This is a genomic window from Pseudomonas sp. B16(2017) (assembly GCF_002113205.1).
Classification (GTDB): Bacteria; Pseudomonadota; Gammaproteobacteria; order Pseudomonadales; family Pseudomonadaceae; genus Aquipseudomonas; species Aquipseudomonas pharyngis.
The window spans coordinates 141131-159560 of the sequence record NZ_NEKA01000016.1; the positions used below are offsets into that span (position 1 = coordinate 141131).

The 18430-nt window shown below is 60.6% G+C and carries 16 protein-coding genes; all 16 read right to left on the reverse strand.

Annotated elements, in window-relative coordinates; all coding sequences use genetic code 11:
- Positions 1-19 precede the first annotated feature (19 nt).
- The 16 genes from nuoL to purB all read right to left on the reverse strand — a co-directional run bounded on the left by nuoL (position 20) and on the right by purB (position 18309).
- Positions 20-1873, reverse strand: a complete 1854-nt coding sequence (gene nuoL / locus CAG25_RS23915) for an NADH-quinone oxidoreductase subunit L (protein ID WP_085612666.1) — start codon at positions 1871-1873, stop codon at positions 20-22.
- A complete protein-coding gene (nuoK, locus tag CAG25_RS23920) occupies positions 1870-2178 on the reverse strand; it encodes an NADH-quinone oxidoreductase subunit NuoK (RefSeq protein ID WP_003180046.1) in 309 nt (102 codons plus the stop codon). Before nuoK ends, nuoL begins: the two co-directional genes overlap by 4 nt.
- A gap of 3 nt (positions 2179-2181) precedes the next feature.
- Positions 2182-2682: an NADH-quinone oxidoreductase subunit J gene (gene nuoJ / locus CAG25_RS23925; protein ID WP_007951462.1), complete on the reverse strand. Its 501-nt coding sequence runs from the start codon at positions 2680-2682 to the stop codon at positions 2182-2184.
- 9 nt (positions 2683-2691) lie between these two features.
- Positions 2692-3240 (reverse strand): NADH-quinone oxidoreductase subunit NuoI, encoded by a 549-nt coding sequence (gene nuoI, locus CAG25_RS23930; protein ID WP_011334960.1) that lies wholly within the window; start codon positions 3238-3240, stop codon positions 2692-2694.
- An 11-nt stretch (positions 3241-3251) separates the two neighbouring features.
- On the reverse strand, positions 3252-4259 hold the full coding sequence (gene nuoH / locus CAG25_RS23935) for an NADH-quinone oxidoreductase subunit NuoH (protein ID WP_007964859.1): 1008 nt from the start codon (positions 4257-4259) through the stop codon (positions 3252-3254).
- Positions 4256-6970 (reverse strand): NADH-quinone oxidoreductase subunit NuoG, encoded by a 2715-nt coding sequence (nuoG, locus tag CAG25_RS23940; RefSeq protein ID WP_085612665.1) that lies wholly within the window; start codon positions 6968-6970, stop codon positions 4256-4258. Before nuoG ends, nuoH begins: the two co-directional genes overlap by 4 nt.
- 138 nt (positions 6971-7108) lie before the next feature.
- Complete coding sequence (nuoF, locus tag CAG25_RS23945) at positions 7109-8464, reverse strand: NADH-quinone oxidoreductase subunit NuoF (protein WP_085612664.1); 1356 nt, start codon at positions 8462-8464, stop codon at positions 7109-7111.
- Positions 8461-8958, reverse strand: a complete 498-nt coding sequence (gene nuoE, locus CAG25_RS23950; protein WP_003223804.1) for an NADH-quinone oxidoreductase subunit NuoE — start codon at positions 8956-8958, stop codon at positions 8461-8463. Before nuoE ends, nuoF begins: the two co-directional genes overlap by 4 nt.
- Positions 8959-8960: 2 nt before the next feature.
- A complete protein-coding gene (gene nuoC / locus CAG25_RS23955) occupies positions 8961-10745 on the reverse strand; it encodes an NADH-quinone oxidoreductase subunit C/D (protein WP_039767687.1) in 1785 nt (594 codons plus the stop codon).
- Between the two features lie 69 nt (positions 10746-10814).
- Positions 10815-11489, reverse strand: coding sequence for an NADH-quinone oxidoreductase subunit B family protein (locus CAG25_RS23960; RefSeq protein ID WP_007951456.1), 675 nt, complete (start codon positions 11487-11489; stop codon positions 10815-10817).
- Between the two features lie 10 nt (positions 11490-11499).
- The gene (locus CAG25_RS23965; protein WP_003223812.1) at positions 11500-11913 is read right to left on the reverse strand and encodes an NADH-quinone oxidoreductase subunit A; all 414 of its coding nucleotides are present in this window, start codon (positions 11911-11913) and stop codon (positions 11500-11502) included.
- Positions 11914-12460: 547 nt separating this feature from the next.
- A complete protein-coding gene (gene aceA / locus CAG25_RS23970) occupies positions 12461-13786 on the reverse strand; it encodes an isocitrate lyase (RefSeq protein ID WP_064597742.1) in 1326 nt (441 codons plus the stop codon).
- 476 nt (positions 13787-14262) lie between these two features.
- Positions 14263-15015: a secretin N-terminal domain-containing protein gene (locus tag CAG25_RS23975; RefSeq protein ID WP_085612663.1), complete on the reverse strand. Its 753-nt coding sequence runs from the start codon at positions 15013-15015 to the stop codon at positions 14263-14265.
- Positions 15016-15258: 243 nt separating this feature from the next.
- Complete coding sequence (locus tag CAG25_RS23980) at positions 15259-15684, reverse strand: GNAT family N-acetyltransferase (RefSeq protein ID WP_039767415.1); 426 nt, start codon at positions 15682-15684, stop codon at positions 15259-15261.
- Entirely contained in the window at positions 15677-16852 is a 1176-nt protein-coding gene (locus CAG25_RS23985) for a cupin domain-containing protein (RefSeq protein WP_007951451.1), read from the reverse strand. The genes CAG25_RS23980 and CAG25_RS23985 overlap by 8 nt, the downstream gene beginning before the upstream one ends.
- A gap of 86 nt (positions 16853-16938) precedes the next feature.
- The gene (gene purB, locus CAG25_RS23990) at positions 16939-18309 is read right to left on the reverse strand and encodes an adenylosuccinate lyase (RefSeq protein WP_039767413.1); all 1371 of its coding nucleotides are present in this window, start codon (positions 18307-18309) and stop codon (positions 16939-16941) included.
- Between the last annotated feature and the right edge of the window lie 121 nt (positions 18310-18430).

Consider the following 18430-nt stretch of genomic DNA (forward strand, 5'->3'; position numbering starts at 1 on the left):
CAAATTCGCAAGGTTCATATCAGACCGCTACCAGCACGACAGCGCCGATGACCAACACGGCACCAGCAGCCATCGAAGCAGCGTACCAACGCAGTTGACCGGTTTCGGTACGGCTCAGGGCGGTGTGACCCCCCTTGGCCATGCGCGGGATCAGACCGATGGTCTGGTCGAGCGGGTCTTTGCGCAGCATGTGGCTGATCGCAAGGTACGGCTTGACGAACAGTTTGTCGTAGATCCAGTCGAAGCCCCAGGCAGCGAACCACCAGGCCGAAAGGAGACGGCCGATGCCGCTGTTGGCGATCGCGGTCACGAAGCGACGCTTGCCGAGGAACAGCAGGGCCGCCAGCAGGATACCGGCCAGGGCGATGGCGCCCGAGGCAATTTCCAGACTGTGCTTGGCTTCGCCACCGGCATGGCCAACGCTCTCCGGCAGTACGCCGTGCAGTGGTGGAACGATCATGGCGCCGACGAAGGTCGACAGCACGATCAGCACCGACAGCGGCAGCCAGTGAGCGATGCCGTGACCGGCGTGGGCTTCGGTCTTGGCTTCACCGTGGAACGCGATGAAGATCAGGCGGAAGGTGTACAGCGACGTCATGAAGGCACCGACCAGACCTGCGTAAAGCAGACCGTGGTTGCCGCTGGCGAACGCTTCCCAGAGGATTTCGTCCTTGGAGTAGAAACCGGCGGTCACCAGCGGCAGGGCGGCCAGGGCGGCACCACCGACGATGAAGCTGGCGTAGGCCAGCGGCAGTTTCTTCCACAGGCCGCCCATCTTGAAGATGTTCTGCTCGTGGTGGCAGGCAACGATCACCGCACCGGAGGCAAGGAACAGCAGGGCCTTGAAGAAGGCGTGGGTCATCAGGTGGAAGATCGCGCCTTCCCAGGCACCAACGCCCAGCGCCAGGAACATGTAGCCGATCTGGCTCATGGTCGAATAGGCGAGGATACGTTTGATGTCGGTTTGCACCAGTGCGGCGAAACCGGCCAGCACCAGGGTCACACCGCCGACGATGCCGACCAGGTGCAGGATGTCCGGCGCCAGGGCGAACAGGCCGTGGGTACGGGCAATCAGGTAGACACCGGCAGTCACCATGGTTGCGGCGTGGATCAGTGCTGAAACCGGGGTAGGGCCGGCCATCGCGTCCGCAAGCCAGGTCTGCAGCGGCAGTTGCGCCGATTTACCGACCGCACCACCCAGCAGCATCAGGGTCGCCAGCACGATCCAGAAATCGCCGACCTTGAAGTGCTCAGGCGCTTTCACCAGCAGTTCCTGGACATTCAGCGTGCCCAGTTGCTGGAACAGGATGAACAGGCCGATCGCCATGAACACGTCGCCGATACGGGTGACGATGAAGGCTTTGAGTGCGGCGTTACCGTTGTTGCGGTTGCTGTAGTAGAAACCGATCAACAGGTACGAGCACAGGCCCACGCCTTCCCAACCGAAGTAGATGAACAGCAGGTTATCGCCCAGGATCAGGAACAGCATGCTGGCGATAAACAGGTTGGTGTACGAGAAGAAGCGCGAGTAACCGTCTTCGCCACGCATGTACCAGGAGGCAAACAGGTGGATCAGGAAGCCGACACCGACGACCACACCGAGCATGGTCACGGACAGACCATCCAGGTACAGCGCGAAGTCAGGCTGGAAGCCTTCCACCGACATCCAGCGCCACAGCACCTGGGTGTAGACGCCACCTTCCGGTGGCGCGACGTTGAATTGCCAGATCACGTAAGCCGCGACGATGGCAGACAGGCCGATGGAGCCGACACCGATCAGCGCCGACAGGTTTTCCGAGAAGCGGCCGCGGGAGAACGACAGCAACAGGAACCCGATCAGAGGGAATACGAAAGTCAGAAAGAGTAGGTTCATCCGCGCATCTCACTGGCAGCGTCGATATCGAGCGTGTGGAAGCGGCGATACAGTTGCAGCAGGATCGCCAGGCCAATACTGGCTTCGGCGGCTGCAAGGCTGATCACCAGGATGAACATGATCTGTCCATCCGGTTGCGCCCAGCGGGCGCCCGCAACGATGAAGGCCAGTGCAGAGGCGTTCATCATCACTTCCAGACTCATCAACACGAACAAAATGTTGCGGCGGACCATCAGGCCGACCAGACCAAGGCAGAACAGGATGCCGGCAACGGCCAATCCATGCTCGAGAGGGATAGCAGGCATGTCTTACTCCTTCGCCTCGTTACGGCCCAAATGGAACGCCGTGACGGCTGCAGCGAGCAGCAGCATCGAGGCGAGTTCGACCACCAGCAGATACGGACCGAACAGGCTGATGCCCACGGCTTTTGCATCGACGGTGGTGTGGCCGATGGCCTGACCGCTCTGGTGAGCGAACAGCACATACAGCAGTTCGGCCAGCAGCAGGGCGGCGAGAATCACCGGCCCCGCCCAGATCCCGGGCTTGAGCCAGGTGCGTTCCTGCTGCACCGAGGCCGGGCCCAGGTTCAGCATCATCACCACAAACACGAACAGCACCATGATGGCGCCAGCGTAGGCGATCACTTCCAGCACGCCGGCGAACGGAGCGCCGAGTGCGAAGAAGGTCATGGCCACGGCGATCAACGAAATGATCAGGTAGAGCAGGGCGTGCACAGGATTGGTGTTGGTGACCACACGCAGTGTGGACACAACAGCGATACCCGATGCGAAATAGAAAGCGAATTCCATCGTTCTTCCTTAAGGCAGCAAGCTCTTCACGTTGATCGGCTCGGCTTCGTTTTGTGCGGCGCCTTTCGGCTTGCCCGCAACGGCCATACCTGCAACACGATAGAAGTTGTAATCAGGGTTTTTGCCGGGGCCGGAGATCAGCAGATCTTCTTTCTCGTACACCAGGTCCTGACGTTTGAACTCGGCCATCTCGAAATCCGGGGTCAGCTGGATCGCGGTGGTCGGGCAGGCTTCCTCGCAGAGACCGCAGAAAATGCAGCGCGAGAAGTTGATACGGAAGAAGTCCGGGTACCAGCGACCGTCTTCGGTTTCAGCTTTCTGCAGCGAGATGCAACCCACCGGGCACGCCACGGCGCACAGGTTGCAGGCTACGCAGCGTTCTTCGCCATCGGGGTCGCGGGTCAGGACGATGCGACCACGGTAGCGCGGCGGCAGGTAGACCTGCTCTTCCGGGTATTGCAGGGTGTCGCGCTTGCGAAAGCCATGGCCGAAGACCATGACCAGGCTGCGCAACTGGGTACCGGTACCCTTAACGATGTCGCCAATATATTTGAACATGGGTCAAATCCTCACTGAACCGCAACCGCAGGTGTGTTCCACAACACAACCGCAGCGGTTATCAGCAAATTGATCAGGGTCAGTGGCAGGCAGAATTTCCAGCTGAAATCCATCACCTGGTCATAACGCGGACGCGGGATGGAAGCGCGCAGCAGGATGAACAGCATGATGAAGAACGCGGTCTTCAGTGCGAACCAGACGAAGGACAGTTGCGGCAGGATGCCGAACGGACCGTGCCAGCCACCGAAGAACAGGGTGACCAGCAGCGCCGAGATCAGGATGATGCCGATGTATTCACCGACGAAGAACATGCCCCATTTCATACCGGCGTATTCAATGTGGTAACCGTCGGCCAGTTCCTGCTCCGCTTCCGGCTGGTCGAACGGGTGACGGTGAGTCACGGCCACGCCAGCGATGAAGAAGGTACAGAAGCCGAAGAACTGCGGAATGATGAACCACAGGTTCTGCGCCTGGTACTCGACGATGTCGCGCATGTTGAACGAGCCGACCTGCACCACGATGCCCATCAGGGCCAGGCCCATGAACACTTCGTAGGACACGGTCTGCGCCGAGGCACGCAAGCTGCCCAGAAGGGCAAACTTGTTGTTACTCGACCAGCCGGCGAACAGCACCGCGTAAACCGACAGACCGGCCATGGCGAAGAAGAACAGCAGGCCGATGTTCAGATCCGCCACGCCCCAGGTCGGGGTGATCGGGATGATCGCGAACGCGATCAGCAGGGCGGACATGGCCACCACCGGTGCCAGGGTGAAGATCACCTTGTCGGCAAACGGCGGGGTCCAGTCTTCCTTGAAGAACATCTTCAGCATGTCGGCTGCGATCTGGAACATGCCGAACGGGCCAACGCGGTTCGGACCGTAACGGTCCTGCCACCAGCCCAGCAGGCGACGCTCGACAAAGCTGAGCAACGCGCCTGCGACCACCACGGCCAGCAGGATCACGATGGCCTTGATGACCGTCAGGATCACATCGATCACTTCAGGGGTGAACCAGGTCATTGTGCTGCCTCCTGCAGACCATCAACGGTTTGGCCGAAAATCGCCGGCGGAATGCCTGCCAGACCGGCCGGCAGTGCAACCAGGCCAGCGCCCAGCTCTTCATTGATGCGCAGCGGCAGACGCAGGGTCTGGCCGGCAACGTTGAGGCTCAGCAGTGCGCCGTCGTTGACGCCCAGGCGATCCGCTTCGGACTTGGCCAGTGCAACGTAGGCGGCCGGGATACGTTCCTGGACCGGTGCGGCTTTCGACGAGTTCTCCTCGCTGCCGAACAGGTGGTAGAACGGCACGGCTTGCCAGGTGCCCTGGGCCGGGTTGAACGCGCGCGGAACACTGGCGAACCAGTTCAGCGAATCACCGCTGCTTTCGATCAGGCGGGTGCCCGGATCGCCGGCGCGCAGGTGACCACCGACCTCGTCCTGGAACTTGTTCCAGGCCTGAGGCGAGTTCCAGCCCGGCGACCAGGCGAACGGCACTTGCTGACGCGGTTCGGCGGAGCCCGAGTAACCTTCCATCGAGAAGGCGAACGCGGTGTCCTTGTCCTGCGGGGTGCGTGGTTCGTGAACGCTGATGTCGGCGCGCATCGCGGTGCGACCGGAGTAACGCAGCGGTTCACGCGCCAGTTTCAGACCCTTGATGCGGAACGAGGCGGACGGCGCGGCGTCGACGATGCGGGCCAGTTGCGGGGTGCTCGAAGCAACGGCAGCGGTCACGTGGTCGAGTTGCGTCCAGTCGATCGGCTGGTTCAGCAGGGTGGCGCGCAGGGCGTGCAGCCAGCGCCAGCCTTCGTGGACCAGAATGCTCGCGTCCATGTATTGCGGGTCGAAAACCTGGAAGAAGCGCTGGGCGCGACCTTCCTGGCTGACCAGCGTACCGTCGCCTTCAGCGAAGCTGGCGGCTGGCAGAACCAGATGCGCGCGGTCGCTGGTGGCGGTCTTCTGATGGTCGGCAACGATCACCACTTGCGCAGCGTTCAGTGCCGCATCGACCTTGGCTTTGGCGGTGCGGGTGTACAGATCGTTTTCCAGCACGACGATGGCGTCGGCCTTGCCGTCGATGACCGCTTGCAGCGCAGCATCGACCGATTCGCCACCGAGCATGGCCAGGCCGAGGCTGTTGGCTTCCGGCACGATCAGGCTGATCGAACCGTTCTTCTCGCGCAGCTTCAGGGCCTTGGCGATGTTCGCCGCGGCTTCGATCAAGGCTTTGGAGCCCAGCGAAGTACCGGCGATGATCAGCGGACGCTTGGCCGCGAGCAGGGCGTCGGCGATGCGCTTGGCCAGCTCCAGGGCTTCGGCGTCCAGACCTTCAACGGCCGGTGCGCTGGCGTCCAGGGCGTGAGCCACGGCGAAACCGATGCGGGCCAGATCGTCTGGAGCGGCGTGTACACACTCTTCGGCGATGTCGTCGAGCTTGGTTTCAGCCAGGCTGGCGATGAACAGCGGGTTCAGTTCGTGCTGACCGATGTTCTTCACCGCAGCGTCGAGCCAAGGCTGGACGCGCATGGCTTCGGCCATGTCTTCGGCCTTGCCTTTGACCGACTGACGCAGGGCCAGGGCCATACGGGCGGCAGTCTGGGTCAGGTCTTCACCGAGGACGAACACGGCGTCGTGATCTTCGATGTCGCGCATGTTCGGCACGGGCAGCGGGCTGTCTTTCAGCACTTGCAGGACCAGACGGATGCGTTCCAGCTCCGAGGCTTCGATACCGGAGTAGAAGTGCTCGGCACCGACCAGCTCACGCAACGCGTAGTTGCTTTCCAGGCTGGCACGCGGCGAACCGATACCGACGATGTTGCGACCGCGCAGCAGGTCGGCGGCTTTGTCCAGCGCAGCATCCAGGCCAAGCTTGGTGCCGTCGGCCAGCAGCGGCTGACGTGGGCGGTCGGTGCGGTTGACGTAGCCATAACCGAAACGGCCACGGTCGCACAGGAAATACTGGTTCACCGAACCGTTGTAACGGTTTTCGATGCGACGCAGTTCGCCGTAACGTTCGCCCGGGGAGATGTTGCAACCGCTCGAGCAGCCATGGCAGATGCTCGGCGAGAACTGCATGTCCCACTTGCGGTTGTAGCGCTCGGAGTGAGTCTTGTCGGTGAACACACCGGTCGGGCAGACCTCAGTGAGGTTGCCGGAGAACTCGCTTTCGAGGGTGCCGTCTTCAACGCGACCGAAGTACACGTTGTCGTGGGCGCCGAATACACCGAGGTCGGTGCCGCCGGCGTAATCCTTGTAGAAACGCACGCAGCGGTAGCAGGCGATGCAGCGGTTCATCTCGTGGGAAATGAACGGGCCCAGTTGCTGGTTCTGGTGGGTACGTTTGGTGAAGCGATAACGGCGCTCGTTGTGGCCGGTCATCACCGTCATGTCTTGCAGGTGGCAGTGACCGCCTTCCTCGCACACAGGGCAGTCGTGCGGGTGGTTGGTCATCAGCCATTCGACGACACTGGCGCGGAACGCCTTGGATTCTTCATCGTCGATGGAGATCCAGGTGTTGTCGGTGGCAGGGGTCATGCAGGACATGACGATGCGACCACGGGTGTCGTTCTCGTCGGTGTACTGCTTGACCGCGCACTGGCGGCACGCCCCGACGCTACCAAGCGCGGGGTGCCAGCAGAAATAAGGGATGTCGAGGCCCAGCGACAGACATGCCTGTAACAGGTTGTCTGCCCCGTCGACTTCGAGCGCTTTGCCGTCTACGTGGATAGTGGCCATGGTTCAAAGGTCTTCGTTGGCCCGGTGTCAGCGGGCGTGGCTAATGGAATCTTGTTATCCGTCCGAATCCAGTCAGCCCCGAAAGGCGTCATCGGACGAAAGGCGAAGGGCACGGACCCTTCGCCTTTTTTTAAGCGTTTACGCGCCGACTGTGATCGGCTTCGCCAGAGGCGGGACGGTGGCGCTTGCGGGCGCGATACCGGCTTCGAACTCTGGACGGAAGTATTTGATGGCACTGCCCAACGGCTCCACGGCACCCGGTGCGTGAGCACAGAAGGTCTTGCCCGGGCCGAGGAAGTTGACCAGACCCAGCAGGGTCTCGATGTCGCCTGGCTGGCCACGGCCTTGTTCGATGGCCATCAGCAGCTTGACGCTCCATGGCAGGCCATCACGGCAAGGGGTGCAGAAACCACAGGATTCGCGAGCGAAGAACTGCTCCATGTTGCGCAGCAGGGACACCATGTTGACGCTGTCGTCCACCGCCATGGCCAGGCCGGTACCCATACGGGTGCCCACCTTGGCGATGCCGCCGGCGTACATTTGTGCGTCGAGGTGTTCCGGCAACAGGAAACCGGTACCGGCGCCGCCTGGCTGCCAGGCCTTGAGCTTGTAACCGTCGCGCATGCCGCCGGCGTAATCTTCGAACAGTTCGCGACCGGTCACGCCGAATGGCAGTTCCCACAGGCCAGGGTTCTTGACCTTGCCGGAGAAGCCCATGAGCTTGGTGCCCATGTCTTCGCTGCCGTCGCGGGCCAACGATTTGTACCAGTCCACGCCGTCGGCGATGATCGCCGGCACGTTGCACAGGGTTTCAACGTTGTTCACGCAGGTCGGCTTGCCCCAGACGCCGACGGCGGCAGGGAAGGGCGGCTTGGAGCGCGGGTTGGCGCGGCGGCCTTCGAGGGAGTTGATCAGTGCGGTTTCTTCACCGCAGATGTAACGCCCGGCGCCGGTGTGGACGAACAGCTCGAAGTCGAAGCCGCTGCCCAGGATGTTCTTGCCCAGCAGGCCCGCTGCCTTGGCTTCTTCCACGGCACGGTTCAGGTGCTTGGCGGCGGTGGTGTACTCGCCACGCAGGAAGATGTAGCCACGGTAGGTTTTCAGCGCGCGGGCGCTGATCAGCATGCCTTCGATCAGCAGATGGGGCAGTTGCTCCATCAGCATGCGGTCTTTCCAGGTGTTCGGCTCCATTTCATCCGCGTTGCACAGCAGGTAGCGGATGTTGATGGATTCGTCCTTTGGCATCAGGCCCCACTTCACGCCTGTGGGGAAGCCTGCACCGCCGCGACCTTTGAGGCCTGCGTCTTTCACGGTCTGGACGATGGCGTCCTGATCCATGTCGGTGAAGGCCTTGCGCGCAGCGGCGTAACCGTTCTTGGCCTGGTACTCGTCGAGCCACACGGCTTCGCCGTCGTCACGCAGGCGCCAGGTCAGCGGGTGAGTCTCGGCCGAACGCTGGATGCGGTTGGCAGGACCGAAAGAAGTCAGGGTCATACGTAGCCCTCGAGCAGTTTGGCGACGCCGGCAGGCTGGACATCGCCAAAGGTGTCGTCATCGATCATCAGCGCCGGTGCCTTGTCGCAGTTGCCAAGGCAGCAGACCGGCAGCAGGGTGAAACGACCGTCGGCAGTGGTCTGACCCAGGCCGATACCCAGGTTGTTCTGGATTTCGCTGACCACCGACTCGTGGCCGCCGATGTAGCAGACCATGCTGTCGCAGACGCGAATGATGTGACGGCCGACCGGCTGACGGAAGATCTGGCTGTAGAACGTGGCCACGCCTTCAACGTCGCTGGCCGGGATGCCGAGGATCTCGCCGATGGCGTACAGGGCGCCGTCCGGCACCCAGCCGCGTTCCTTCTGGACGATCTTCAGGGCTTCGATCGACGCCGCGCGCGGGTCTTCGTAGTGATGCAGCTCATGCTCGATGGCCGAGCGCTCGGTTTCACTCAAGGTGAAACGGTCTGTCTGGATAAGCGTGCTGTTCATGCTTAGCGGTCCACGTCGGCCATAACGAAATCGATACTACCCAGGTACGCAATCAGGTCCGCGACCATGCTGCCTTTGATCACCGAAGGGATCTGTTGCAGATGCGGGAAGCTCGGAGTGCGGATCCGGGTACGGTAGCTCATGGTGCCGCCGTCGCTCGTCAGGTAATAACTGTTGATGCCCTTGGTCGCTTCGATCATCTGGAAGGATTCGTTGGCCGGCATGACCGGGCCCCACGAAACCTGCAGGAAGTGCGTGATCAGGGTTTCGATGTGCTGCAGCGTGCGCTCTTTCGGCGGCGGCGTGGTCAGCGGGTGATCCGCCTTGTACGGGCCTTCCGGCATGTTGCGCAGGCACTGGTCGATGATCTTGACGCTCTGGCGCATCTCTTCGACGCGAACCATGCAGCGGTCGTAGGCATCGCCGTTGGCGGCCAGCGGTACTTCGAACTCGAAGTTCTCATAGCCGGAGTATGGACGCGCCTTACGCAGGTCGAAGTCGCAACCGGTGGAACGCAGGCCGGCACCGGTGACGCCCCATTCCAGGGCCTCTTTGGTGTTGTACTGGGCAACGCCGATGGTACGACCCTTGAGGATGCTGTTCTGCAGGGCGGCCTTGGTGTATTCGTCGAGGCGCTTTGGCAGCCACTCAACGAAGTCTTTCACCAGTTTTTCCCAGCCGCGCGGCAGGTCGTGGGCAACGCCGCCGATGCGGTACCAAGCCGGGTGCAGACGGAAACCGGTGATGGCTTCGATCACCGTGTAAGCCTTCTGGCGGTCGGTGAAGGTGAAGAACACCGGGGTCATGGCGCCGACGTCCTGGATGTAGGTACCCAGGAACAGCAGGTGGCTGGTGATCCGGAAGAACTCGGCCATCATGATGCGGATGACGTCGACCTTCTCGGGTACCTTGATGCCGGCCAGCTTCTCGACCGAGAGCACGTACGGCAAGTTGTTCATCACGCCGCCGAGGTAGTCGATACGGTCGGTGTACGGAATGAAGCTGTGCCAGGACTGACGCTCGGCCATCTTCTCGGCGCCACGATGGTGGTAACCGATGTCCGGAACGCAGTCGACGATCTCTTCACCGTCCAGTTGCAGGATGATGCGGAACGCACCGTGCGCCGAAGGGTGGTTCGGACCCAGGTTGAGGAACATGTAGTCCTCGTTCGGGCCGGAGCGCTTCATGCCCCAGTCTTCAGGACGGAAGCGCGCGGCTTCTTCCTCGAGCTGTTGCTTGGCCAGGTTCAGGCTGAACGGATCGAACTCGGTGGCGCGCGCCGGGAAGTCCTTGCGCAGCGGGTGACCTTCCCAGGTCGGCGGCATCATGATGCGCGACAGGTGCGGGTGACCTTTGAAGTCGATGCCGAACATGTCCCAGACTTCACGCTCGTACCAGTTGGCGTTCGGCCAGATGCTGGTGACGGTCGGCAAGCTGAGGTCGCTCTCGGACAAGGCGACCTTGATCATCACGTCACTATTACGTTCCAGCGACATGAGGTGATAGAACACGGTGAAATCGGCACCGCCCGGCAGCCCTTGACGCTTGGTGCGCAGACGCTCGTCCACGCCGTGCAGGTCATAGAGCATGACGTACGGCTTGGGCAGGTTGCGAAGGAAGGTCAGGACTTCGACGAGCTTGGCGCGAGCCACCCACAGCACCGGCATGCCGGTGCGGGTCGGCTGAGCGGTGAACGCTTCGGCGCCAAAACGGTTGTTCAGTTCGACGACCACATCCTGGTCGTCTGCCTTATAAGGCGGGATGTACAGAGCACTGCCTGTAGTCATGGTTATTTTTTCGCTTTCGGTCAACGTAAAGAATGAAGCCAGCTTCTCGTTTCTATGAAACAGACTGGATCAGACTTCGTCAGGGCTGCGCAGGTTGGTGACTGCGATTCGCTGTTCGCGGCGCTGTTCCTTCTGCGAAGGCATGTCGGCGCGATAAACGCCTTGATCGCCAACGACCCAGGACAGTGGGCGACGCTCCTGGCCAATGGATTCCTGCAACAGCATCAAGCCTTGCAGAAATGCTTCTGGACGGGGCGGGCAGCCAGGTACGTAGACGTCAACGGGCAGGAACTTGTCCACCCCCTGAACCACGGAGTAGATGTCGTACATGCCGCCGGAGTTGGCGCACGAACCCATCGAGATCACCCACTTGGGTTCGAGCATCTGCTCGTACAGGCGCTGAATGATCGGCGCCATCTTGATGAAGCAGGTCCCGGCGATAACCATGAAGTCGGCCTGACGCGGTGATGCCCGGATAACTTCGGCGCCGAAGCGCGCGATGTCGTGGGGCGCCGTGAAGGCCGTGGTCATTTCCACGTAGCAGCACGACAGACCGAAGTTGTACGGCCACAGGGAGTTCTTACGTCCCCAGTTGACCGCGCCACTCAGCACGTCTTCCAGCTTGCCCATGAAAATGTTTTTGTGGACTTGATCCTCTAACGGATCGGAAACGGTTTCCCGCTGGCCGATCGGATACTGCTCGTTAGGAGCATCGGGGTCGATTCTGGTGAGATTGTATTGCATTGCCAAAGCCTCATTGTTTCAGCTTCGCCTGCCGCTTGCGACGAGCTTCCGGAGCCCAGTCAAGGGCGCCCACTCGGAACAGGTAGACAAGACCTGCCAACAGAATTGCTATGAAAACGAGAGCTTCGACGAATCCGGTCCAGCCGCTTTCGCGGACGGACACAGACCATGCAAAGAGAAAGAGGGCTTCGATATCGAAGATCACGAACAGCATCGCGACCAGATAGAATTTGGCTGAGAGCCGCAAGCGGGCGCCACCGGTAGGTAGCATGCCGGACTCGAACGGTTCGTTTTTGCTGCGGCCCCAGGCTTTTGACCCGAGGAGGCTGGAGACGCCGAGCATGAAGGCGCACAGGCCGACTACACCCAGAAGGAAAATGGCAAAGCCCCAGTTGTGGGCCATGAGTCCTGTCGCTTCGGGCATGCTGGAAATCCTTAACAGAGAGCAAAGGTCTCTGAGCTTGATAAAGAAATAAGGCAGTGACGATATGTCGCAGCAATCAATCGCGCTGATTTTATGGCTAAATACCCTGCAAGTAAAATTCCTATGGCGAAATTATTTATTGGAATAAGGACATAGCACACCTCGAAGGGGCCGCAGCCCATGCATTGCGGGCATTAGCCGGAATTTCAAGAATTATGTTTTGTGGGAAATGTAACGAACATAGTTGTCGCTAAATGATAATTGATAGCGTTTGCAGTGGTTTCGTAACTGTTTAACGGGTCAGTAGTTGGGAAGTTGTCTTATATGCGCGTTACTGCAAGTAGCGGCGGCGCCCGTTTTAGCCGATTTTTGCGATGCGGATACCGCTCTGGATCAATGTTTTGCCTGACAGGCTTCGCCAATTCCTGAGGTGCCTGGAAAACCACAGGCAAAAAAACGCCCCGAACCAGTCGGGGCGTCAGTTTTTTCGGCAATGCGGTTAGCTTTCTATACGGTCCGCAAAGGCCGTTCGCTCAGGCGAAGTCGATCAGTGGAACTGTTCTTCTTCGGTCGAACCGGTCAGTGCGGTTACCGACGACGAGCCACCTTGAATCACGGTGGTCATGTCGTCGAAGTAGCCAGTGCCCACTTCCTGCTGGTGAGCCACGAAGGTGTAACCCTTGGCGGCGTCAGCGAATTCCTGCTCTTGCAGCTTCACGTAGGCAGTCATGTCGTTGCGGGCGTAGTCGTGCGCCAGGTTGAACATGCTGTGCCACATGTTGTGAATGCCGGCCAGGGTGATGAACTGGTGCTTGTAACCCATGGCGGACAGTTCGCGCTGGAACTTGGCGATGGTCGCGTCGTCCAGGTTTTTCTTCCAGTTGAAGGAAGGCGAGCAGTTGTACGACAGGATCTGGTCCGGGTATTCCTTTTTGATCGCTTCAGCGAAACGACGGGCTTCTTCCAGGTCCGGCTTGGCGGTTTCGCACCAGATCAGGTCGGCGTACGGCGCGTAGGCCAGGCCTCGGGCGATTGCCTGGTCCAGACCTGCACGAACCTTGTAGAAACCTTCCTGGGTACGGGTGCCAGTCACGAATGGCTGGTCGTACGGATCGCAGTCGGAAGTCAGCAAGTCGGCAGCGTTGGCGTCGGTACGGGCCAGGATGATGGTCGGTACACCGGCAACGTCGGCAGCCAGACGAGCCGCGGTCAGCTTCTGCACGGCTTCCTGGGTTGGAACCAGCACCTTGCCGCCCATGTGGCCGCATTTCTTCACGGAAGCCAGCTGGTCTTCGAAGTGAACGCCGGCGGCGCCTGCTTCGATCATGCTCTTCATCAGCTCGTAGGCGTTCAGTACGCCGCCGAAACCGGCTTCGGCGTCAGCCACGATTGGCGCGAAGTAGTCGATGTAGCCTTCGTCGCCCGGGTTCTTGCCGGCTTTCCACTGGATCTGGTCGGCGCGACGGAACGAGTTGTTGATGCGCTTGACCACGGTTGGAACCGAGTCCACCGGATACAGCGACTGGTCCGGGTACATCGATTCGGCGGAGTTGTTGTCCGCCGCGACTTGCCAGCCCGACAGGTAGATCGCCTGGATACCGGCTTTAACCTGTTGAACAGCCTGACCACCGGTCAGGGCGCCCATGCAGTTGACGAAATCTTTCTCTGGGCGGAAGGACGGCTTGGCACCCTGGGTGACCAGGTTCCACAGCTTCTCGGCGCCCATTTTTGCAAAGGTGTGCTCTGGTTGAACCGAGCCACGCAGACGGACGACGTCAGCAGCGGAGTAATTGCGAGTCACGCCTTTCCAGCGCGGGTTTTCAGCCCAGTCTTTTTCAAGGGCTGCAATTTGCTGTTCGCGTGTCAGTGCCATGGAGATAAACCTCGTCGCGTCTTTATGAAAAGTTGTTCTGCGGTGGAAAATTCCTTGCGCTCGCTGACCAGAAGCTTAGGTGGTCAGGTCGGGTTCGGCGGGGCAGGCGACGGGATGAACGATGGGCTCGAGGGGAGGTGAGCAGGTAAAGGCGAACTGGTGGGCGCATTCGGGCGTCGTGGGCCTTTATACGAACGACAGTGTAAAGCCGGGTTACCTAATTACGCTTCCGTCCCTCGGGACAACTTCGTTCCAGTCGGCAACCTCGTCAAACACACCTTGTGGGCGGTACAGACACGAAACGGCTCGCGGGGATGGTTGCGAGCAGCGCTTCGAAGGCCCTTGCCAGGGCCTCTGATTAGCGGGAGCGAGGCCATCATGCCTTCGCTTTTTTGGCTCGTCAAACGTTTTGTAGTGCTTTTTTTCAAGCACTACATCTTTCGTCTAATACGACTAATCAGTCAGTTTTTGGTGCTTTAGTCCAGCGTGTCGACTTTCACCCGCAACGTCATGTCATCCCGGCCTTGAGTAGAGTAGCTGCGGGCCAGGCCCTGTTTGTCGGCCTGGGTCTGGCGATTCACGCCGGCGAGGGTGATCCATTCGCCCAGCCGTCCGGTGACAGTTGTGTCGGTGCTTTGCACGTTCACTACATCGAGACGTTCCTGGCTCATGCGGTCACGGTTGGTACTGATGGCCAGGTGAACGGTTTCGCCGGTGACGCTGGCGGTGACGTAAAAACCCTGGGTGACGTTGCGATATTGAGTCTGGCTGCTGTAATCGCCGTAGGAGTTGGTCTGGCTGCTGGTGATCGGCACGCTCTGGCCGACCTGGATCAGCGCCGGTGCACCTTCGCTGGCCTGGATCTGCTGAATGCCGCCGTCACGGCTGGCGGTGCTGCGGCTGATGATCCGGGTCTGCGCGCCATTGACTGAATAACCTTCGTCGCCACGGCCGTTGTTTTCGTTGGTGTCGACCGTGATCAGCAAGCGCTTGGGCGCGGTGTCGAGCTGCGATAGCAGGTCCTTGAGTTCTTCGATCTTGCCGGGCTCGGCCTTGACGATCAGCTGGTTGCCATAGGCGCTGACCTGGCCGTCCTTGCCGATGAAGTCCTGAGCCACCGGCAGCATGTCGGCGCTGGTGTGGTACTTGAGGGGCACGATTTCTGTGGCTGCCATCACCGAAACACTGCAGCCGAGCAGCAGGGTGGTGAGCAGGGTGCGTAGGGACATGTCCGTTATCTCCGCTTTCGAAAGGCTTGATATTGCCAGTTTGTCGGCCCGGGGTGGGGCAAGTTGAATCGTAGACAGCAAAACGCCCCGGCATCCGAAAATGGCAGGGCGTTTTGTGGTGTTCTGGAGGGCCTCTTCGCGAGCAAGCCCGCTCCCACATTGGATCTCTGCCGAGCACAAAATCTGTGTTCGCTGGAGGTCTCCTGTGGGAGCGGGCTTGCCCGCGAATGCCGCGACGCGGACTTATGCCGAATGACGAACCATGTCGACATGCGGAATCCCGGCTTCGAGGAATTCCTCGCTGACCAGATTGAAACCCAGGCGCTCATAGAACGCCGTGGCCTGTACCTGGGCGCTGAGCATCTGCTGCTTCAGTCCGCGCTCCTCTGCTTCGGCGATGACCGCCTGCATCAGCGCATCGCCGACCTTCAGACCGCGCCAGTCCTTGAGCACCGAAACCCGGCCAACATGCCCGTCGGGCAACAGGCGGGCGGTGCCGATCGGAAAGTCGCCTTCGAAAGCCAGGAAGTGCACCGCTGTGGCGTCGTCGGCGTCCCACTCAAGCTCGGGTGGAACCGATTGTTCGGCAATGAACACCGTTTCGCGAATGCGGCGGATCTCGGCGTTGTCCTTTTGCCAGTCTGCAACACGTACGCGAATCTTATTCATCGTCGGCGAACCCCAGGCTTCCCTGTTTGACCAATTCGCACAGCAGGCCGCGACCGTCTTCGTCGCTCAGCCAGTCACCGAGGTTGTCGGTGTGCAGGGCGTCGGCGGAGCAGATCAGCTTCAGCAGCTCGCGCAGCTTGCCCGGCAGGTAACGGCTCTGGCCGCTGGCGAACAGCAACAGATCGTCATCGACGTCCGACCACGCCAGGCGCGCGCTCGGGTTGCGGATCAGGATGGCGCCGTCTTCGAGCGCGCCAAGAAGGTCTTCTTCCTCGACTTCTTCAGGGCCGACCACCAGCTCTGGATAACGCGGCTCGGTCATGTACTGGCCGAACCAGGTCAGCAGCAGGCGCTCATCGCTCATGTGCTCGGCGAGCAGTGCTTTCAGGCGGCCGAGTGCATCGTGCTGGATCTGATGTGGATCATCGCTGACCGGTTTTGCATCGGCGTCGGTGTAGCGCTCTTCGTCAGTCAGGAACTGGCTGAGGAAATCGGTGAAGTGGGTCAGCACTTCAGCGGCGCTTGGTGCGCGAAAGCCGACCGAGTAGGTCATGCAGTCATCGACGGCAACACCGCAGTGGGCCAGGCGCGGCGGCAGGTAGAGCATGTCGCCCGGTTCCAGAACCCACTCTTCGGTCTCGTGGAATTCGGCGAGGATGCGCAGATCCGCGTGTTGCAGCAGCGGGCTTTCGGAGTCGCACATCTGGCCGATTTTCCAGTTGCGCTTGCCGTGGCCTTGCAGCAGGAACACGTCGTAGTTGTCGAAGTGCGGGCCGACGCTGCCACCCGGGGCGGCGAAGCTGATCATTACGTCGTCGACGCGCCAGCTCGGCAGGAAGCGGAAATTTTCCAGCAGCTCGCTGACTTCCGGCACGAACTGATCGACCGCCTGCACCAGCAGGGTCCACTCGCGCTCCGGCAGTTTGCTGAATTCGTCTTCGGCGAACGGGCCGCGACGCAGTTCCCATGGACGCTCGCCGTGCTCGATCACCAGGCGCGATTCGACTTCCTCTTCCAGGGCCAGGCCGGCGAGTTCGTCGGCGTCGATCGGGCTTTCGAAATCAGGAATCGCCTGACGGATCAGCAGTGGTTTTTTCTGCCAGTAATCGCGCATGAATTCGCGCGCCGTAAGACCACCCAGAAGTTGAAGAGGAATATCGGGATTCATATGTAACCTATTGAAAAAAAGCATTTTTCAGACGGGAATAAAAACGCCCGGCGCGGCCGGGCGTCTCAAACGGGTCAAGCAGTCGATCAGATGCGTTTGGCTTGCGCTACAGCGTTGCCGATGTAGTTGGCCGGGGTCAGTTGCTTGAGCTCGGCTTTCGCAGCGGCCGGCATGTCCAGGCCATCGATGAAAGTCTGCAGCGCTTCAGGGCTGATGCCCTTGCCGCGAGTCAGTTCTTTCAGCTTCTCGTACGGGTTTTCGATGTTGTAGCGGCGCATCACGGTCTGGATAGGCTCGGCCAGGACTTCCCAGCACGCGTCCAGATCGGCAGCGATCTTGTCAGCGTTCAGCTCGAGCTTGCTGATGCCTTTGAGGCTCGCTTCGTACGCGATCACGCTGTGGGCGAAGCCGACACCGAGGTTGCGCAGAACGGTGGAGTCGGTCAGGTCGCGCTGCCAGCGGGAGATCGGCAGTTTGCTCGCCAGGTGCTGGAACAGTGCGTTGGCGATGCCCAGGTTGCCTTCGGAGTTTTCGAAGTCGATCGGGTTGACCTTGTGCGGCATGGTCGACGAACCGATTTCGCCGGCGATGGTGCGCTGCTTGAAGTAACCCAGGGAGATGTAGCCCCAGATGTCACGGTCGAAGTCGATCAGGATGGTGTTGAAGCGCGCAATGGCGTCGAACAACTCGGCGATGTAGTCGTGCGGCTCGATTTGCGTGGTGTACGGGTTGAAGCCCAGGCCCAGCTCGTCTTCGATGAAGGCGCGGGCGTTGGCTTCCCAGTCGATCTGCGGGTAGGCCGACAGGTGGGCGTTGTAGTTGCCGACAGCGCCGTTGATCTTGCCCAGCAGCGGAACGGCAGCAACCTGAGCGATCTGGCGCTCGAGACGGTAAACCACGTTCGCCAGCTCTTTGCCCAGGGTGGTCGGCGAAGCCGGCTGGCCGTGGGTGCGCGACAGCATCGGCACGTCGGCGAAACGGATGGCCAGTTCGCGGATGGCGTTGGCGGTCTGGCGCATCAGCGGCAGCATCACGTCATCACGACCTTCGCGCAGCATCAGGGCGTGGGACAGGTTGTTGATGTCCTCACTGGTGCAGGCGAAGTGGATGAATTCGCTGACCTTGGCCAGCTCCGGCAGCTTGGCCGCCTGCTCCTTGAGCAGGTATTCGATCGCTTTGACGTCGTGGTTGGTGGTGCGCTCGATCTCTTTCACGCGCTCGGCGTGCTCCAGCGAGAAGTTTTCGGCCAGTTCATTCAGAACGGCGTTGGCTTCGGCGGAGAAGGCTGGCACTTCCGGGATGCCGGCGTGAGCGGCCAAGCGCTGGAGCCAGCGCACTTCAACCAGAACACGGGCACGGATCAGGCCGTACTCGCTGAAAATTGGGCGCAGGGCCTGGGTTTTGCCGGCGTAGCGGCCGTCAACAGGGGAAACCGCAGTGAGCGAAGAGAGCTGCATGGGGTGTTCTCGGACAGTCGGGCAACGAAATGGGGCGCGTATCATACATGAAAAAATCCGCCGGTCCGTCGCCAACTGACCGGCGTATTACGCGTTACAGGCTACAAAGCTTTTATTGCGC

What these genes read in the sequence shown, in the direction of transcription:
- nuoK (WP_003180046.1), bottom strand. Translation starts at nt 2,178, where the DNA reads ATGCCTGCTATCCCTCTCGAGCATGGATTGGCCGTTGCCGGCATCCTG.
- nuoJ (WP_007951462.1), bottom strand. Translation starts at nt 2,682, where the DNA reads ATGGAATTCGCTTTCTATTTCGCATCGGGTATCGCTGTTGTGTCCACA.
- nuoF (WP_085612664.1), bottom strand. Translation starts at nt 8,464, where the DNA reads ATGACCCTGACTTCTTTCGGTCCTGCCAACCGCATCCAGCGTTCGGCC.
- CAG25_RS23965 (WP_003223812.1), bottom strand. Translation starts at nt 11,913, where the DNA reads ATGCCCGAAGCGACAGGACTCATGGCCCACAACTGGGGCTTTGCCATT.
- nuoL (WP_085612666.1), bottom strand. Translation starts at nt 1,873, where the DNA reads ATGAACCTACTCTTTCTGACTTTCGTATTCCCTCTGATCGGGTTCCTG.
- nuoH (WP_007964859.1), bottom strand. Translation starts at nt 4,259, where the DNA reads ATGACCTGGTTCACCCCTGAAGTGATCGATGTGATCCTGACGGTCATC.
- aceA (WP_064597742.1), bottom strand. Translation starts at nt 13,786, where the DNA reads ATGGCACTGACACGCGAACAGCAAATTGCAGCCCTTGAAAAAGACTGG.
- CAG25_RS23980 (WP_039767415.1), bottom strand. Translation starts at nt 15,684, where the DNA reads ATGAATAAGATTCGCGTACGTGTTGCAGACTGGCAAAAGGACAACGCC.
- nuoG (WP_085612665.1), bottom strand. Translation starts at nt 6,970, where the DNA reads ATGGCCACTATCCACGTAGACGGCAAAGCGCTCGAAGTCGACGGGGCA.
- nuoI (WP_011334960.1), bottom strand. Translation starts at nt 3,240, where the DNA reads ATGTTCAAATATATTGGCGACATCGTTAAGGGTACCGGTACCCAGTTG.
- nuoC (WP_039767687.1), bottom strand. Translation starts at nt 10,745, where the DNA reads ATGACTACAGGCAGTGCTCTGTACATCCCGCCTTATAAGGCAGACGAC.
- purB (WP_039767413.1), bottom strand. Translation starts at nt 18,309, where the DNA reads ATGCAGCTCTCTTCGCTCACTGCGGTTTCCCCTGTTGACGGCCGCTAC.
- CAG25_RS23975 (WP_085612663.1), bottom strand. Translation starts at nt 15,015, where the DNA reads ATGTCCCTACGCACCCTGCTCACCACCCTGCTGCTCGGCTGCAGTGTT.
- nuoE (WP_003223804.1), bottom strand. Translation starts at nt 8,958, where the DNA reads ATGAACAGCACGCTTATCCAGACAGACCGTTTCACCTTGAGTGAAACC.
- CAG25_RS23985 (WP_007951451.1), bottom strand. Translation starts at nt 16,852, where the DNA reads ATGAATCCCGATATTCCTCTTCAACTTCTGGGTGGTCTTACGGCGCGC.
- CAG25_RS23960 (WP_007951456.1), bottom strand. Translation starts at nt 11,489, where the DNA reads ATGCAATACAATCTCACCAGAATCGACCCCGATGCTCCTAACGAGCAG.